This is a genomic window from Vibrio sp. 1288, assembly GCF_033344475.1.
In genome coordinates this window covers 113,464-130,228 of the sequence record NZ_JAWPOX010000004.1, presented here as the reverse complement: position 1 = coordinate 130,228, position 16,765 = coordinate 113,464, and the positions used below count along the sequence as shown (strand labels likewise).

The 16,765-nt window shown below is 43.3% G+C and carries 15 protein-coding genes; 10 read left to right on the top strand and 5 right to left on the bottom strand.

The genetic code is table 11. The annotated features are described in order from the left end of the window. Nucleotides 1-165: 165 nt before the first annotated feature. Nucleotides 166-495 (top strand): hypothetical protein, encoded by a 330-nt coding sequence (locus R8O11_RS04670; RefSeq protein ID WP_005373609.1) that lies wholly within the window; start codon nt 166-168, stop codon nt 493-495. 125 nt (nt 496-620) lie between these two features. Here R8O11_RS04670 and R8O11_RS04665 read toward each other — a convergent pair whose 3' ends face one another. After that, on the bottom strand, nt 621-842 hold the full coding sequence (locus tag R8O11_RS04665) for a hypothetical protein (protein WP_005373607.1): 222 nt from the start codon (nt 840-842) through the stop codon (nt 621-623). Between the two features lie 240 nt (nt 843-1,082). Further along, nucleotides 1,083-2,516, bottom strand: coding sequence for a glyceraldehyde-3-phosphate dehydrogenase (locus R8O11_RS04660; protein WP_005373606.1), 1,434 nt, complete (start codon nt 2,514-2,516; stop codon nt 1,083-1,085). A 615-nt stretch (nt 2,517-3,131) separates the two neighbouring features. Here R8O11_RS04660 and R8O11_RS04655 point away from each other — a divergent pair. Continuing rightward, complete coding sequence (locus R8O11_RS04655) at nt 3,132-5,768, top strand: ATP-binding protein (protein ID WP_318193952.1); 2,637 nt, start codon at nt 3,132-3,134, stop codon at nt 5,766-5,768. Nucleotides 5,769-5,836: 68 nt separating this feature from the next. On the opposite strand, the gene R8O11_RS04650 is transcribed toward R8O11_RS04655, so the two are convergent. Further along, a complete protein-coding gene (locus tag R8O11_RS04650; protein WP_025767935.1) occupies nt 5,837-7,180 on the bottom strand; it encodes an MATE family efflux transporter in 1,344 nt (447 codons plus the stop codon). A gap of 121 nt (nt 7,181-7,301) precedes the next feature. Beyond that, the gene (locus R8O11_RS04645) at nt 7,302-7,616 is read right to left on the bottom strand and encodes a DUF496 family protein (protein ID WP_005373603.1); all 315 of its coding nucleotides are present in this window, start codon (nt 7,614-7,616) and stop codon (nt 7,302-7,304) included. A 220-nt stretch (nt 7,617-7,836) separates the two neighbouring features. Here R8O11_RS04645 and R8O11_RS04640 point away from each other — a divergent pair, with 220 nt between their 5' ends. The 8 genes from R8O11_RS04640 (at nt 7,837) to R8O11_RS04605 (ending at nt 16,091) form a co-directional block, all read left to right on the top strand. Then, nucleotides 7,837-8,061, top strand: coding sequence for a hypothetical protein (locus R8O11_RS04640; RefSeq protein ID WP_005385630.1), 225 nt, complete (start codon nt 7,837-7,839; stop codon nt 8,059-8,061). Between the two features lie 165 nt (nt 8,062-8,226). Continuing rightward, nucleotides 8,227-8,877, top strand: coding sequence for a YceH family protein (locus R8O11_RS04635; RefSeq protein ID WP_005373594.1), 651 nt, complete (start codon nt 8,227-8,229; stop codon nt 8,875-8,877). Next, nucleotides 8,874-9,191, top strand: coding sequence for a GIY-YIG nuclease family protein (locus R8O11_RS04630; protein ID WP_005373593.1), 318 nt, complete (start codon nt 8,874-8,876; stop codon nt 9,189-9,191). Before R8O11_RS04635 ends, R8O11_RS04630 begins: the two co-directional genes overlap by 4 nt. A gap of 331 nt (nt 9,192-9,522) precedes the next feature. After that, nucleotides 9,523-10,620, top strand: a complete 1,098-nt coding sequence (locus R8O11_RS04625; protein ID WP_005385634.1) for an autoinducer 2-binding periplasmic protein LuxP — start codon at nt 9,523-9,525, stop codon at nt 10,618-10,620. Beyond that, the gene (gene luxQ / locus R8O11_RS04620; RefSeq protein ID WP_064369363.1) at nt 10,620-13,196 is read left to right on the top strand and encodes a quorum-sensing autoinducer 2 sensor kinase/phosphatase LuxQ; all 2,577 of its coding nucleotides are present in this window, start codon (nt 10,620-10,622) and stop codon (nt 13,194-13,196) included. Before R8O11_RS04625 ends, luxQ begins: the two co-directional genes overlap by 1 nt. Before the next feature lie 295 nt (nt 13,197-13,491). Then, nucleotides 13,492-13,947, top strand: a complete 456-nt coding sequence (gene slyA / locus R8O11_RS04615; protein WP_017635177.1) for a transcriptional regulator SlyA — start codon at nt 13,492-13,494, stop codon at nt 13,945-13,947. Nucleotides 13,948-13,982: 35 nt separating this feature from the next. Continuing rightward, nucleotides 13,983-15,041 (top strand): HlyD family secretion protein, encoded by a 1,059-nt coding sequence (locus tag R8O11_RS04610; protein ID WP_017635178.1) that lies wholly within the window; start codon nt 13,983-13,985, stop codon nt 15,039-15,041. 12 nt (nt 15,042-15,053) lie between these two features. Continuing rightward, entirely contained in the window at nt 15,054-16,091 is a 1,038-nt protein-coding gene (locus R8O11_RS04605; RefSeq protein ID WP_017635179.1) for a DUF2955 domain-containing protein, read from the top strand. Nucleotides 16,092-16,093: 2 nt separating this feature from the next. On the opposite strand, the gene R8O11_RS04600 is transcribed toward R8O11_RS04605, so the two are convergent. Beyond that, nucleotides 16,094-16,756 (bottom strand): flagellar brake protein, encoded by a 663-nt coding sequence (locus R8O11_RS04600; protein ID WP_047101201.1) that lies wholly within the window; start codon nt 16,754-16,756, stop codon nt 16,094-16,096. Nucleotides 16,757-16,765: the final 9 nt, after the last annotated feature.

The following is a 16,765-nucleotide window of genomic DNA, read 5'->3' as shown; positions in this document are numbered from 1 at the left end:
ACTTTCCAACGCATTGTTATAATGAGAACGATAGCCACTTAACGTTAATACTAACAGTGTCGCATATTAAGTCGAGAGTGCTTTATTGGATAAAAACGGACTTTCCTCTTACTTACCCTATGAAAGGGGTAGAGACTCCATGACCGTTTAGAAGGTGAGAGCAATATGCAAAGAATAGTAGATTTAGCTCCAGTAGTAATTTTGACCAGTGTTTGCAGCGTTGCTTGGATATTCTTTTCAACAAAGAGCATTTGGGTGTTTTTTGAACTGTTTGTATTTACGATGCTTGGCTTTGGCCTTTTGTACGGGTTACTACAAAAGGCTGATCCTAAACACTTTGACTTTGTTTTAAATCACATCGATGAAATTAAGAAGGAAGGCAAAGATGCTTGCCTAAGCGGCGCTCCGAAAGAATCCAACCCATACTCTGGTGTCGATGGTGATTTATGGGAGGCTGGTTACACAGCCTCCTACAACAAAAAGATAAAGCAATAAACCGCTAGGTGCTTATTCAATATTGTGCTTTTCAAAAAAGCACCCTGCCATTTTAAGGACAGGGTGAAAGCAAGAAGTTTCTCAGGAGCGGTCGGGGGAGAGAAACTCATCTAAATCTTATTTACTTACCGGCGAACCTCTTCAAATTCACCTTCAATCGCATCTGCTTTACCTGTATTAAACTCATACTCTTCGTGCATTTCTCTCTGCATTTTCTTGACGCGCTTTTCAATACGTTTACCGGTAATTAATGCTGCGATGGTCAACGGAATCGCAATGATCAAGCTAAATACTAACGTAAAAAAGCCGGTAATCAGTGCTAGTGCAGTTACAATAATCCGATTCATAATCATGACCTCTCTGTAATTTATGTGCTCAGATTAATGCTGTGAACATGAACAAAACATGAATGCTGACGTTCACTTTGTCCGGAGAGTGTCAAATGAATGAAACGAAAAAACGCCTGAGGGTGATCAGGCGTATAAACGGGGAAAAATATTAGTAATGCGCATGGCGCTTATTATTTAGAACAAATATGAGATATTGTCCGCTACGCTATGTGGTTAACGTTGTGGAGCAAAGTTCACCTATCGAGGGAATGTTTGGTAACGAACACCCATCATTTGTTCCATACAGTGCACAACTTGGCAGCTGTAACCGAATTCGTTGTCGTACCAGATGTAAAGTACACAACGCTTGTCTTGTGCGATAGTCGCTTGACCATCTACGACGCCTGCATGGCGAGAGCCAACTAAGTCAGTTGATACAATTTCTGTTGAATCGGTGTAGTCAATCTGTGCCGAAAGCTCAGAGTTCAACGCCATTTCACGCAAGTAATCGTTCAGTGAATCACGGTCTACGTCTTCACCTAAGTTTAGATTAGCGACTGCCATAGAAACGTTTGGTGTAGGTACGCGAATCGCGTTGCCTGTTAGCTTGCCTGCAAGCTCTGGCAATGCTTTAGCAACTGCTTTTGCCGCACCTGTTGAAGTCAGAACCATGTTTAGTGAAGCACTACGTCCGCGACGGTCACCAGAGTGGAAGTTGTCGATCAAATTTTGGTCGTTTGTGTATGAGTGCACGGTTTCAATATGGCCAGAAAGAACACCATATTTATCGTTCAGAGCCTTAAGGACTGGCGTGATTGCATTTGTTGTACAGCTTGCCGCAGAGATGATGGTGTCATCTTCTTTAATTACCGACTCATTTACACCGAATACAACGTTTTTGATGTCACCTTTACCTGGTGCTGTTAGCAGTACTTTCTCTGCGCCTTGACACGCTAAGTGTTGGCTCAGGCCTTCAGAATCACGCCAAACACCTGTGTTATCAACAACTAGCGCGTTATTGATACCGAAAGCTGAATAGTCTACTTCGCTTGGGTTATTTGCGTAGATAATTTGGATGTAGTTGCCGTTAACGATCAGTGCTTTACGCTCTTCATCGATAACAATACTACCGTTGAACTGGCCGTGAACTGAGTCACGACGCAGCAAGCTAGCACGCTTCTCCAAATCGCCTTTTTTACCGCCACGAACCACAATCGCACGTAGTCTTAGTGGGTAACCTGGACCACTTTTCTCAATGAGAAGGCGAGTAAGTAGTCGACCAATGCGACCGAACCCGTAAAGAACCACATCACGCGCTTTCAATGAAGAATCTGCGTCGCGAGCGCCATCAAGTGCAGTGATAAGGAAATCGTTTAGAGAGCTTGTATCGTCATGTTCATTCCAGTACATAGTTGCCAATTGGCCAACATCGACACGGCATGAAGAAATGCTCATTTCACAAAGCGCTTGAATAATAGGCATCGTGTGCTCAAGCGAAAGTGGGTTACCGGTATAACGTCTTGCAACGCGATGAGTTTTGAGAATGTCTATAGTAGTAGCATTAATAAGCGTTTTACCAAACAGAACCACTTCGATTCCTTTTTGACGATATAGCTTACCAATTAGAGGGGAAATAGATTCAGCAATCGTTTGGCTAGTTTGCCAGTCTTGGAGATATTTCTCTGGACTCATTGTTGTATTAGACCTTTCACGTTTTGGGGGCTAACCATACTCTCTGCTGTTGCCTCTTCGGCAGCGTGCAAGAGTGTGGTGGGTTATGTAATCGGGTTGTAATAGTTATGTGTGCGGATTCTAAGGTCGGAGTCCTTATTCTGCTAGGAAAATTAAATCCAGTGTAAAACACTACTTAAGGGGACGTTAGTGGTGGATTAATGTGACTAAAGCAGTGGTTTTCACGTATTGACATTTAGAAAGTAACTTACTTTTTTTGCGATGATAACGTTTGCTTTCAAATTAGTCTTGTTGACAAAAATGGATATTTTGCATTTTTGTGTGATTTGCCTCGATAAGGCAACTCAATAGGTAAACATACAATAGATGATTTCCTGAAAAGTGAGGCGACTCTTAGTTGTGAGTGAAACTTTATTGTTTGCATCCAACTTTAAGATCAAAAAATATGACTTGAATCACAATTGCCACTTCATTAGCCGATGATAAAACACTCACAATAACCATAATCTAGGTAGGTGAATGTTGTTTGAAAGTAACAATGTCGTATATGCCTTTCAATGCGGGAAACTAGTCTAATATTAAATAAACGGATGAAATCAACCATTAGGCTGATGGATGTTGAGATTATCAATAAAAACACGCTTAGCACTCCTCGCACTATTACCCGCTGTGGTAATCGTGGTATTTGCAGTTCAGCAGTTTTCTGATAATGCGTTGCGCGTGAGCCGTCTCAATCAAACGGTTAGCAATATTCAAGGTTTCCAATTGATATCCAAGGCCTCCCACTTTATTTACTCCATAGAGAAAGTACGCCGACAGCCTGATCTTCAAGTATCTGCAGCCATTAATATTGAAGAACAAGGTGAAGTTATTTCTTCTTTGCATCAAAAGTTTGTGAGTAACCCTAATACTGCTGAGTATGCTGATGAACTGAAAGAAGCCATGCTGGGGGTATTGTCAGGTAGATTGAGTGAGATGGACGACCTGGGTGATTGGGCATTTCAACAGCTCCAAAATATGTCGCGCTCTTTGTTGCAAAATCATCAATGGTATGGCAGTGACGATGGCATTCGCATGCAAAATTTTATTGCCTACCTTGCTCAGCTCTCTTTTTGGACACAGAAAGAAGCTTGGCTGACGAACCGTTTAGTCCAAGACCCTAAGAGTCGGCTAAGTCAAAGTATGTTTTATCAGGCGATTGACCGACAGCAGCAAAATTTGGATGCGTTTTTAAACTTAGGTGGGTCATACGAGCAAGTGGATAAATTGCTTGGCTTGTTTACTTCGCCGAGATATCAGAGAAACTTGGCGTCTCGCGGACAATTAATGTCAGGAGACATGTCACAAAGTGACTACGCCGCGTATTTAAAAGAACTCGATTTTCGTGTGCAGCGCTTACAAGTGCTCATCGATGGGTTCACCAAACAAACTGAGCAGTCGCTTCTAACGCAGGTTCATGAACAAAAGGCCAATATAGTCATGATCAGTTTTGGCGTTGCCTTAGTGGTTATCCTGCTTTGTTGGCTCGGATTTAGTACTTGGTTCCGCGTTAACAGCAAACTCGATGCGATCATTCATACTTTAAACGCGTTGATCAACTCCGAAGAGAAGCAAACAAAAGTCAAAGTTGATGGAAGTGATGAACTGACCATTTTTGCTCAGCAAGTGAATCGAGTGGTTGAAGAAATGCAGAGACAAACTGAAGAAATACTGCATGCAAAAGAGTCAGCAGTATCGGCTAATCGTGCAAAATCTGTGTTTCTTGCCAACATGTCACATGAAATCCGCACGCCCCTTAACGGGATCATGGGCATGACAGAAATACTCTCTCAAAGTGAGTTGTCTTCGCATCAACAAGAAGTTGTTGATGACATTGACTCCTCATCTCAAACGCTGCTTACTTTACTTAACGATATATTGGATCTCTCTAAAATCGAGTCTGGACGATTGGAGCTGTCACTAGTAGAAGCGGATATCCGAGAAGTCGTGTATCAGTCGATGATTTTATTCCAATCCAAAGCAACATCTAAACAGCTAAAGTTAGGTATTAATTTAGCTGAAAATATCCCCATTCGCGTGATGGTCGATGATCATCGTGTCAAACAGGTAGTTACGAATCTGGTATCGAATGCGGTTAAGTTTACCGAAAGTGGGCATGTATGCGTTGATGTTAGTTATGAGGAGTTACTTGAGAAAGAACGTGGAGTGCTGACGTTTAAAGTAGAAGATACCGGAATAGGCATTGATCAAGATAAGTTAACCACGATTTTTGAACCCTTTACTCAGGAAGATGAAGGAGTGTCGAGGCAATTTGGCGGTACAGGGTTGGGTTTGGCAATTTGTTGTCAGCTTGTGTCGATGATGGGGGGCAAGCTCGTAGCAACATCTACAAAAGGAGTGGGCACATGCTTTGAATTCTCGATTGAGGTTGAAGCAATTCCGGTGTTTGGCTGGCGTTCGGAGGTGATTAATAAAGGGCTTTTGATCTGCTCAAATTACGACTACGCCGACCAAGTATTAAAAGAGTGTCGCTTAGCGAAAATCAATCTCTTTGGTGTTAATAATGTGAATGAAGTGCAAGCGATAAATGATGACTTTGATGTCATATTTCTGTGCCACAGTAACGACGCTAATACCGATGAAATCTTGGATAATCTATCATTTAATTACGATCTTCGCCGTGTGATTATTTGCCAGCATCATTTATCCACTCCCTACGAAAATGCAGAAAAAGTACATGCCGTACTCACATTACCTTTCCTTGGCAATCGATTTAAGCATGTCATTGATGATTTAGCTAAGGTTGAAAAGACTATATCAAGTGACAATGTCACCAATAATGTTGTCAGCTCTGAATATCGAGCGTCGCGCTCTCATCGGAGGATCTTAATTGCGGAGGATAATTTGATGAACCAGAAAATAGCGAGTTTTTTTCTGGATAAAGCAGGTTATGACTATTTGATAACAAGCAACGGCCAAGAAGCGTTAGAAGCCATCACAAAGGGAGAAGAATTCGATGCAATTTTAATGGACTGCATGATGCCCGTGATGGATGGACTGACCGCGACGAAAGAAATTCGTCGTTGGGAAAAGAAAGCAGGACGTGAAAAAACGATGATTATCGCACTCACTGCGAGTGTTTTGGAAGAAGACATCCACAACTGTTTTGCGGCAGGCATGGATGCTTATTTACCTAAGCCGTATAAATCGAACCAGTTATTTGAGCTCTTTAGTGAATTAAAACTCGCCTAGCTAACATTTCAACTTAGACAAGGCGTCAAAACGATAAAGCCCCACTTCAGGGGCTTAGTTCTGATTATTCATTGTTGTGCGTTGGCTTGAGCGCCTGCGAGTTTGCGTATGGTTTGGCGATAGGTTAGGTATGCGGAAACACCAGCTAACAGGTTGCCGATACAAGCGCCTAAGAGTAAACCTCGGATTCCATCCATTTGAGCGCCAACCCACAAGCACGGTAGGAAAAAGACAAACAAGCGCAGCGCTGAAATAGTGAGCGCGGTGTAAGATTTGCCTAATGCATTACAAAGAGAAACCATTAGCATACAAACCCCTAATGAACCCAAACTGATCGGCACTATCAGTAAATGCATTTCCAAGACTTGCTCCACTTGCACATCACTTGTCATCAATAATGCGAGTGGGTTTGCGACGGCAAATGTAATGGCAGCAATCAAAAGTTGGAAACCTAGAATGAATTTTACGGCAATACTGACGAGCCTTTGGATATCTTCATAGTTCTTTGCTCCAAGTAAGCGTCCAACCATTGGAGGCATAGACATTGTCAGCGCCAAGACCGAAACGATAGCAAAGAACTCATAGCGTGAACCAAGCGCCCAAGCGGCGACTGCTGCGGTTCCAAAGCTTGCCAATAATTTTGTTGCTAGCATGGAAGACAACGGTGGCAGCAGTTGGCTAATCATCGCAGGGCCCATAATGTTACCGATAGATGCAACACTTTTGGCTACGTTAAGATCTTGCCATTGTGTCGTTGCCCAGTGATTCTTTTTCACGCGAGGAGCGACGACTAAAATACCAAACCCAAAAGCGACGATGGTTGCTATTGCCGCTCCGTTAATACCCAAGTCAAATGTGAAAATAAATAGCGGATCGAGCACAAGGTTCACGCCGCTGGTTATCATCATCATTGTGCCAGGTAACATTGTATTGCCATTAGCTCGGCAGATACTGTAATAAAAATACAAAACCGCACCAGTCCATGAGCTTAATAACCACCAAGGCCAGTAACTGTCGATTATCGGCATAACAGATTCTGGAGCGCTTAATAGAGCTAAAATGGGGTAGCGCAAAAGCCAAATTAGCCCGCCAAAAATAGCGACACCAATTGAGCCGATCATCAATACTAATCCGCCCAGTTGTTTGGCATACCGACTTTCATTCGCCCCAAGAGCTTTAGAAATGACCGCTGTTGTTGCGATCCCTAGACCGACTTGAATGCCGATAATGACCATTTGCAAAGGCAGAGTGAAACCTTGAGCGGCTAACGGTAAAACGCCGAGCTGACCGATAAACGCGCTATCCACAAGCTGAAAGCTCATTAAAGACAGAACGCCAAAAAGCATTGGCCAGGTCATCGTAAATAATTGTTTTGCAAGCGTTGGTTGTGTACTTGTCGTAGTTGAAGACATAGAAAGCTGAATGCGTTAGGAATAAGAGTTAGATTGATTGTACACGGCGGTTAGTTTAGAGACAAAAATAAACCCCGAGGAAGATATTCTTGCTCGGGGTTCGAAAATCTAGCTTACGCGTTTATTTTTTGCCGCTAGTTTGCTTGTCTTCTTCAGTCAGCTCACGAATGCGACGGCTGATGTCACGACGTGCTTTAGAGATCTCAGCGCTTTTAATGATGTGGTCATCTACACGATCTTCATAGTCTGCTTTCATATTTTTGATGATTGCGACGATTTCATCGTGAGTCATTTCTGGTTTGATGTAGTCTAGAAGGTTTTCTAGAAGATCAACACGTTTGCGGTTATCACGAACTTTCTTCTCGTTATCAAGAAGCTCACGTTTTAGTTTGTTTTTACGACGAGCTTGGTTAACGATTTCAAATACGCTACTCATAGTTCTCTTTCCTAATTTTATGAATATCTTCCTCGATTAAAGCACAACATCCAGTGGCATAACAGTCTTTAGATCAATAGCAATGCAGAGTTGAACATTTCTCAACCAATTGCGCTGTGTACATATAATCGTGCTGCTTTCTTCGAGTTTTGGCCAACATCGTAGAATCCATCGATTCATTGTCATAACGTGGCCTTCACTATATTATCAACACCATTGAATGCAAAATGATGAACTTGATATGGACTCTGGTAACACTGCGGAGCAAGTAAATAGTCAAGATAATGAGCAAGTCACTCGCTCTGTGGCTGAAAAGTTAAAAACGGCGTATATCAACGCCCGTGAGCAACTCGAAATCATCGAAGTTGAGCTTAATCGTTCAAAAATAATGATGGTCGACCAAGATGGCAATTTGACGAGAGTGCCGATTCTCTCGGAGCATTGATACCTGACCCTATTCGTAAGGGGTGTCAGGTCTTACGCTATGCTTTAGCCTGACACCAACACCTGAACCGCTAACGCTTCTTGCACTGCTGTGTGAATTTATGGCGTATGATTTCGAAGCGATTTAGGTACAAAGTCAAATGCAAAAATAATAAGGAAATGCATTATGAAAGTTGAGCTAACGGCAATTGAAGCACGAGTTATTGGTTGCTTGATCGAAAAAGAAGTCACTACCCCAGATCTTTACCCCCTCAGCCTAAACGCATTAACCAACGCGTGTAATCAAAAAAGCAACCGTGATCCCGTGATGTCACTCTCTGAGTCAGACGTTCTCGATGCCGTTGATGCTCTTATTGAGCGCAGGCTCGTCAGTGACGAAAGTGCGTTCAACAGCCGCGTCAGCAAGTATCAACACCGTTTCTGTAATACGGAATTTGGTGATTTAAAGCTGACAGAGCAGGAGAAGGGCATTGTATGCTGTATGCTTTTGCGCGGTGCTCAAACACCTGGGGAAATTCGTACTCGTACTAATCGTCTCGCGACATTTCATGATGTAAAAGAAGTGGAAACGGTCCTTGAGCATTTAGCAAGCGAAGAGAAAGGACCATTAGTGGTCAAATTACCACGTGAGGCTGGTAAGCGGGAGTCGCGTTATATGCATTTGTTCTGTGGTGATGTTGATGCGTCCGAACTTGCAGCGCCTGTGTCTGCTGCAAGCTCGAGCTCCGATCGAGTAAGCCAGCTAGAGCTCGAAGTCGCTCAGCTGAAAGAAGAGCTGGATGAATTAAAAGCTAAGGTTGAGTCACTGCTTTCATGATGGAAAATACAACGCAGCGTTGGAGTGTCTACCTGATACGAAATAACCGCAACGCGTTGTATTGTGGTGTTACCAATGATGTTGAACGAAGATTCAATCAGCACCAAACCGGAAAAGGAGCGAAAGCTTTGAAGGGAAAAGGCCCTTTGGTATTGGAATGGTCATCGGATTTTGACTCAAAGACGCTTGCCATGCGAGCAGAGTACTATATTAAGCAACTAACTAAAGCGAAAAAAGAGCTGCTCGTTATGTCAAAAGCAAATATTGTCGTCGACGAACATCAACAAATGATGTTAGAGATAGTGGCACTCTGATAAGCCCTTGTTACGCAAAGATACACGGAAACCGCCTATGTCACATTGGCGGTTTCTTTTTGTTTTTGGAGTACCATGTAGGAATAAACTGACGCATAATGGGCTGGTGTTCTGTTTAAAGGTCCTGAGTATGAAAAGCGCGAAATGTCTCTACGTCATCGAGACAAAGGAAGCGACTCAATGTACTTTCATTTGCATCCACTCAGACCAAGAACTAATTTACTATTGAAACAGGCACTAAGAGGAAGGTAGATTACAAGAGTATAGGATGACTCGGCTAGGTAATGAATAGAGCTGAATTAGGCTCATAAAAAAGCTAAAAGAGCAGTAGATGAAAAAAGCGTTAGTATTCTCCCTGATTTCAATGGCCGCTTTTGCGCCGAATGTGCAGGCCACCCAAGTTCTTAATGGGTATTGGGCATATCAAGAGTTTTTAGACCAGTTTCCACAACAGAAGCAGCTAACTAGTGCGTTGGCTGAAGTGGTAAGAGAAACCCCTGTACCCGTAGCAAAAGACAAGAAGCGTCCACTGAAAATTTCTGTTGTTTATCCAGGGCAGCAGATCTCTGATTATTGGATTCGAAACATCGACGCGTTTGAAAAACGCCTAGATAAGCTTGATATCGACTATCAACTAAATCAAGTGTTTACTCGTCCTAATGCAGATATAAAGCAGCAAAGTTTGTCTTTAATGGAGGCGCTGAAAAGCAACTCCGATTATTTGATCTTTACTCTAGATACCACAAGACATCGTAAGTTTGTTGAGCATGTCTTAGACTCAAAGAAAACCAAGTTAATCTTACAAAATATCACCACACCTGTTAGGGATTGGGAGCATCATCAGCCGTTTCTTTATGTTGGTTTCGACCACGCAGAAGGAAGTCGTGAATTGGCCGTTGAGTTTGGCAAGCGTTTCCCTAAACATAGCCACTATAGTGTTCTCTATTTCTCGGAGGGCTACATTAGTGACATCAGAGGCAACACTTTTATCAACCAAGTGAACCGCGATAATCAATTTGAACTACAATCTGCTTACTACACCAAAGCAACAAAGCAATCTGGGTATGAAGCTGCAAAAGCCAGTTTGGAGAAGTATCCGGACGTTGACTTCATTTACGCGTGTTCTACCGATGTAGCATTAGGTGCTGTTGACGCTCTTAAAGAGTTAGGTCGTGATGATGTCATGATCAATGGTTGGGGCGGCGGTTCAGCAGAGTTAGAGGCGCTTTCTAAAGGGGAGTTAGACGTTACCGTTATGCGTATGAACGATGATACAGGTATTGCAATGGCTGAGGCCATTAAGTGGGATTTAGAAGGAAAGCCAGTTCCCACCGTTTACTCTGGTGATTTTGAAGTCGTTACCAAATCGGACTCTCCAGAAAGAATTGAAGCATTAAGAAAACGTGCATTTAGATACTCAGATAATTGATGACAACTACATCAAAAACAAGAAAGCGTCGCTCACTGTCGACGCTTATTACCAAAATAATTATTCTCGTACTTGCTCCGATCATTCTAGGCATCTTTGTTCAGAGTTATTACTTCTCGAAGCAGATTATTTGGCAGGAAGTCGACCGAACCAAGCAGCAGACCTCTGCCCTGATCCTGAACATTTTTGATAGCCATTTTGCAGCGATTCAGATTCATCACAACAGCAATTCGAAAAGTGATGTTGTATTGGATTTTTATACAGAACGTGATGAAGAGGCACTCAATTACTTTTTCATGAGTATTGACCAGAGTGATCCTTCCCATACACCAGAGTTTCGTTTCCTAACCGATCATCAAGGTATTATTTGGGACGATGGTAACGCGCATTTCTATGGCATCAACAATCTGATACTTAGCCGACTTGCCAGTCAGGTGACCTTTAGCAACAACTGGTATTATCTACCCTCACAGACCCCGATGGGAACTCGCCATCTGTTACTTCGTCGCGTACCCGTTTTACAACCTAAAACCGGTGAAGTGATGGGGTACTCTTACAATGTTGTTGTTTTAGATAATAACTTTGGGTTGATGGAAAGGTTAAAAAATGAAGGCAACGTCGACAATGTTGTGTTGGTCGCTAACAACACACCATTGGCAAGCTCATTAGTAGGAGATGAGGCTTATCAAATATTTGACGTACTCAAACGACGAGAGTCCCAGCACAAGCTTGACCAATTATTGATCATCAAAACCCCTATTGAGGTAAATGCCGCCGAGACTGACTTGTGCTTGCTTACTGTGCAAGACAATCAGAGCGTGGTGACATTGCAAATCCAACACCTGCTAGCAATGCTAGCCTCAGTTATCGGTATGGTCATGATTGCGCTGATGACTAAAGAATGGATCGAGAATCGAGTAGTTGAAGAGTTAGGATCCCTGATGGCATATACCCGCTCGGCTCGTGAAGAAAAAGGATTTGAGCGTTTTGAGGGGTCAGATATTGAGGAATTCGATCATATTGGTTCGACACTAGAAAACACTTTTGAAGAGCTTGAAGCACAAAAGCGCTCTTTCCGCGACCTGTTTAACTTTGCGTTATCTCCTATTATGGTGTGGTCTGAATCGGGTGTGCTTGTCCAAATCAATCCGGCAGCACGCAAAGAGTTAGTCATGGAAAACGATGTTGAAACCATGCACCCAGTGTTCAAAGGTTTCAAAGAAAAGTTGATGCCACACCTTCGCATGGCGGCTCAGGGAGCTACGTTGACAGGCGTTAATGTGCCAATTGGAGACAAAGTATATCGCTGGAACTTATCGCCGATTCGAGTTGATGGAGATATTAGCGGTATTATTGTTCAAGGTCAGGATATAACCACGCTTATTGAGGCGGAAAAACAGAGTAACTTGGCGCGCAAAGAAGCAGAAAAATCTGCTCAAGCCCGTGCCGACTTTCTGGCTAAAATGAGCCATGAGATCCGAACGCCAATCAATGGAATTTTAGGGGTTGCTCAATTGCTAAAAGACTCTGTGGAAACAGAAGAGCAGAATAACCAAATTGACGTACTTCGGCATAGTGGTGAGCACTTACTTGCTGTTTTGAATGATATTTTGGACTTTTCGAAGATTGAGCAGGGTAAGTTTAATATCCAAAAGCACCCGTTTTCTTTCACTGATACAATTCGAACGTTAGAAAACATTTATCGTCCTATTTGTGAAAGTAAAGGCGTCAACCTTGTCATTGAAAACAAAATAGATCCCAATGTTGAAATCTTTACTGACCAAGTTCGTCTGAACCAAATTTTATTCAACCTAGTCAGTAATTCTGTGAAGTTTACGCCCTCGGGTAGCGTGCGCTTGCATGCGGAACTGGAGCAGTTCTATGGTGCTGACAATAGCGTGCTGGTCGTGGAAATTATGGATACAGGTATCGGCATCGAGTCTGACAAACTCGACCAAATGTTCGAACCTTTTGTTCAAGAAGAAGCAACAACGACTCGAGAATACGGTGGTAGTGGCTTAGGGCTGACCATTGTGAAGAGCCTTGTCGACATGCTGGAAGGTGATGTTCAAGTCCGCAGTCAGAAAGGTTTAGGAACGACTTTTGTCATTACAATGCCAGTGAAAGATCGTGAGCGAGTACTCACCCCTCTTGATTCGAGTTTGCGAGTTAAGCCAGGTGAACTATTTGCAGAGAGTCTCAAAGTGTTGTTGGTAGAGGATAACCATACTAACGCATTCATTCTAAAAGCGTTTTGTAACAAGTACAAAATGCAGGTTGATTGGGCGAAAGATGGGTTAGAAGCAATGGAATTCTTAAAAGATCATACTTACGATTTGATACTGATGGACAACCAACTTCCGCATCTTGGTGGAATTGAAACGACCAAAGAGATCCGACAAAAGCTAAAACTAGGCACGCCAATTTATGCGTGTACTGCTGACACCGCGAAAGAAACCAGTGACGCCTTTATGGAATCGGGTGCAAATTACGTGCTTCTCAAGCCGATTAAAGAAAATGCGCTCCATGAAGCATTTGTGGATTTTAAACAGCGGTTCTTAGTCGAGCGAACATGAATAATTGGCTCACTACGAGATAACCCAATTATTCATTATCTGAAAAGCACAACACCATGACTGTGGGTTGTGCTTTTTTGTATCTGACCCTTTTACTCTTATACAAATCAGACTTTATTGGTCTCGACGTTTGTTGTGTACATCGCTGCATTTCAAGTTCAAACATAGTGTTGTGTTACTTAGATTTCTGCCCCTTCACTGACACACCCAACGTGATTTCAATCACAAAAAGATATTTACTTAGCGTGCTAACTATTTTATATTACTTAGCACGCTAAGTAATTGAGTAGATCTTATGATTCAAGACATCAACAGTTTGCGAGACCTTTCTCTGGCTGAAAAATTATCTCGTGTTGCTCGTTTGTGGAAAATGGTTGCAGATCGCGAGTTAGAGCCTTTAAACCTAACGTATCCGCGTTGGACTGCGTTATGGAAGCTTTATCGAATGGGTGACAACATCAGTCAGAAGCATTTGGCTGAAGCGCTTGAGATCGAGTTAGCGTCGTTGATGCGAACATTAAAATTATTAGAAGAGCAATCTCTGATCGTTCGCCATTGCTGTGAACACGATAAGCGAGCACGTATTGTTAGCCTCACAGAAGAGGGGAAAACCCTACTAAAGCAAATGGAGGCTCGAATTCTTCAAGTTCGAAGCAAGCTCCTAACGGACATCAACGACCAGGAACTTCAGCAGCTTTCATTGATTCTTGATCAGATTGCTCACAATGCGCTTGATTCACTTAGCGAATAAGTCAGAAAACCGAATAAAAAGAGAAGTAAACGCCTATGACTCCAGATCAAAAATTCGCACGTTGGATCAAATATTCTTGCGTCGCGTTTGTCCTTGTCTTTGCCTATTTTCTAGTTGCAGATCTCGCCATGCCGTTGACGCCTCAGGCAATGGCAACGCGTGTGGTAACTAAAGTGGCCCCCCGTGTGAGTGGGCAGATTACGCATCTTTATGTTGCCAACAACCAAGAAATAAGCCAAGGCGATCTACTATTTCAGATTGATCCCCAGCCTTATCAGCTCGCCGTAGAAAAGGCTCAACTTAACCTTGAGCGTGTGATTCAAAACAACGAACAACTTGATGCTTCTATTGCTGCGGCAAAAGCAGACGTTGAAGCGAGCAAAATCGTGGCGGAACAAAAAGTTCGCGAAGCAAAACGTCTTAATACCCTGTTTCACCGTAATGGTACTTCGCAACAGCAGCGCGATGACGCACAGAGCAGTGCAACGGCAGCTAAAGCGAACTTACTGGCCGCACGTGCTCGTTTAAAAGAGTTGGAAGTAAACCGCGGTGATTTAGGCGCGACGAATGTGAATATCCGCGTAGCGCAAAACCAGCTAAAACAAGCGGAACTTAATCTGTCTTACACTCAAGTCTCGGCGGAACATGATGGCGTTGTCGCTAACTTGCAGCTGGAGACGGGGGCCTATGCGGCAGCTGGTACACCTCTTGTCGCTTTAGTCTCCGATGACGTGGATATCATTGCCGACTTTCGTGAAAAGAGTTTACGACACTTTAATCAGAACAGCCGTGCGTTAGTGGCTTTTGATAGCTTACCTGGTGATGTATTTGAAGCTCGTATTACGAGTGTGGATGCCGGGGTCAGCTCGGGTCAATTCGATGCGGATGGTCGCTTAGCAACACCAACTGACTCAAACCGTTGGGTGAGAGACGCGCAGCGCTTACGTTTACATTTAGCTATCGATGAACCTCAGCAGCGCGCATTTCCAGCAGGGGCACGAGCAACCGTGCAGTTGTTGCCAGAAAACTCATTATCTGGTTGGTTAGCGAGGTGCCAGATCCAATTCTTGAGTCTTCTTCATTATATTTATTAACGAGGAGGCGATATGAAGTTATGGGACCACCCCATGTCGGAAAACGACTTCCGTCAGTGTTTGCGCATTGCAACTGGTGCGACCATTGGTTTCACTTTATGTAAAGTATTTGGTTGGAACTATGGCGTATTCTTTACTGTAACCCCGATGCTGTTACTTGGAATGGTGCCAGTCATGAGTCTACATGCCGCACGACAACTGATTTTTTCAGCGGTTGTGTGTGGATTAGAAGTTGGTGTGCTTGGTGGGTTATTTGGTGGGCACCCAGGCATGATGACAATCATTGCATTCGGGTTGTTCCTGTATAAATTCGCCTGTATGTCAAAAGGGAGCTTATTCTTATTTGGAGCGAACAGCGTACTGAGCTTAAGCATCATGCTGCACTTTGCGAGTTATCCAACCACTGACTTAAATGACCTAATATTTAGCAACCTGCAAGCGAATGTTATTTCAGTGATCGTTGCTTATGTGGTGACATTTTTGATTCCCGATGCGGAACCTCGTCAGCCACCAGCGAAACCGTCGCAGCCTAAACAGAGTCATCGAATGCGTCATGAAGCCCTTATGGGGGCGAGTATCGCTACAATGTCTTTCCTTGTATTCCAGCTATTTGACCTCAGTGACTCTATGTCTGCTCAGGCGACAACCTTGCTTTTATTGTTTCCTATGCATTGGAACGGTGCTTTAGGGTATGCGCGAAAAAGAGCAATGGGAACCTTGATGGGGGTGACCTTTGGTATCGTCGGACAACTTGTATTATACGATTGGTCGGATACTTTATTGTTTATCGTCCCATTGCTTTGGATTGGGGCTATGATGTTCAGCTATATGCACGTGAAAGAATCTAGCGGTTCGGGAGCCGGATTTGGCGGCTTAACCACATTAGGCATTTTGTTCGGCCAATATCTTACTCCGGATGGTGACTTAATGTTCAGTGCGCTGTATCGCGTGAGCAGTATTTTGTTTGCTATTGTTGCGACGCTGCTTGTGACCTATACGGTTCACAGAATACTCAACAGCTTTGAGGCGACGCGCTTTAGCGAGCAGTAATTTCAGACGTTACTGGTTAGAAAGGATTGCTCCAGTAACTCTGTTTTTAGTTCGTGAGTCATCTCAATGGAACTAGCAAACTTAATTCCAACTACCCATCCCTTCGCCAATTTCTTAATGTTGGCAATGACACATCGATTTTCTTCTCCGATATAGTGGCTTAACGGGCATTCGATGGTAACACTCTCACCCACGTTGAATTCGGGCTCAATCAAGGTTGATATACCAACACCTGCTAGAGAGAAATCGATAAGGCTACCGTCGTAGACATTCCCTGCATGAATAACGTTACAGTCCATTTGCAACTTGTAACGCTCATGTTCTCGAACTGGTTTGGTTGCAAATGTTCCTGGAATGCGGATAAACAAAAGGGGGGATGGTCGAACGGTCGTCGTCAGTACGCTGGACTTAAACGCAATGACATGGCCTAACTCCGTATCTGATACACCACGCACGATGACATCGGCGTTGGGGAGTTTCCTCATCACTTGCTCTTCAAGCAAACGCATTGGTATATCAAGAATCAAATAAGCATTTTCTTTCATCCCAAGATAGGTGGTGGAATACGTATATTGATCCTTAGGCCCAAATTCGAAATTAGTAGAAAGTTTCATTCCCGGTTTGAGAAACCTATGCAGTTCATCTTTACTATGAGTGGCTGGCATCACATTGGC

Coding starts and splice junctions, on each gene's coding strand:
- R8O11_RS04670 (WP_005373609.1), top strand. CDS start 166: ATGCAAAGAATAGTAGATTTAGCTCCAGTAGTAATTTTGACCAGTGTT.
- R8O11_RS04665 (WP_005373607.1), bottom strand. CDS start 842: ATGAATCGGATTATTGTAACTGCACTAGCACTGATTACCGGCTTTTTT.
- R8O11_RS04660 (WP_005373606.1), bottom strand. CDS start 2,516: ATGAGTCCAGAGAAATATCTCCAAGACTGGCAAACTAGCCAAACGATT.
- R8O11_RS04655 (WP_318193952.1), top strand. CDS start 3,132: ATGTTGAGATTATCAATAAAAACACGCTTAGCACTCCTCGCACTATTA.
- R8O11_RS04650 (WP_025767935.1), bottom strand. CDS start 7,180: ATGTCTTCAACTACGACAAGTACACAACCAACGCTTGCAAAACAATTA.
- R8O11_RS04645 (WP_005373603.1), bottom strand. CDS start 7,616: ATGAGTAGCGTATTTGAAATCGTTAACCAAGCTCGTCGTAAAAACAAA.
- R8O11_RS04640 (WP_005385630.1), top strand. CDS start 7,837: ATGCAAAATGATGAACTTGATATGGACTCTGGTAACACTGCGGAGCAA.
- R8O11_RS04635 (WP_005373594.1), top strand. CDS start 8,227: ATGAAAGTTGAGCTAACGGCAATTGAAGCACGAGTTATTGGTTGCTTG.
- R8O11_RS04630 (WP_005373593.1), top strand. CDS start 8,874: ATGATGGAAAATACAACGCAGCGTTGGAGTGTCTACCTGATACGAAAT.
- R8O11_RS04625 (WP_005385634.1), top strand. CDS start 9,523: ATGAAAAAAGCGTTAGTATTCTCCCTGATTTCAATGGCCGCTTTTGCG.
- luxQ (WP_064369363.1), top strand. CDS start 10,620: ATGACAACTACATCAAAAACAAGAAAGCGTCGCTCACTGTCGACGCTT.
- slyA (WP_017635177.1), top strand. CDS start 13,492: ATGATTCAAGACATCAACAGTTTGCGAGACCTTTCTCTGGCTGAAAAA.
- R8O11_RS04610 (WP_017635178.1), top strand. CDS start 13,983: ATGACTCCAGATCAAAAATTCGCACGTTGGATCAAATATTCTTGCGTC.
- R8O11_RS04605 (WP_017635179.1), top strand. CDS start 15,054: ATGAAGTTATGGGACCACCCCATGTCGGAAAACGACTTCCGTCAGTGT.
- R8O11_RS04600 (WP_047101201.1), bottom strand. CDS start 16,756: ATGCCAGCCACTCATAGTAAAGATGAACTGCATAGGTTTCTCAAACCG.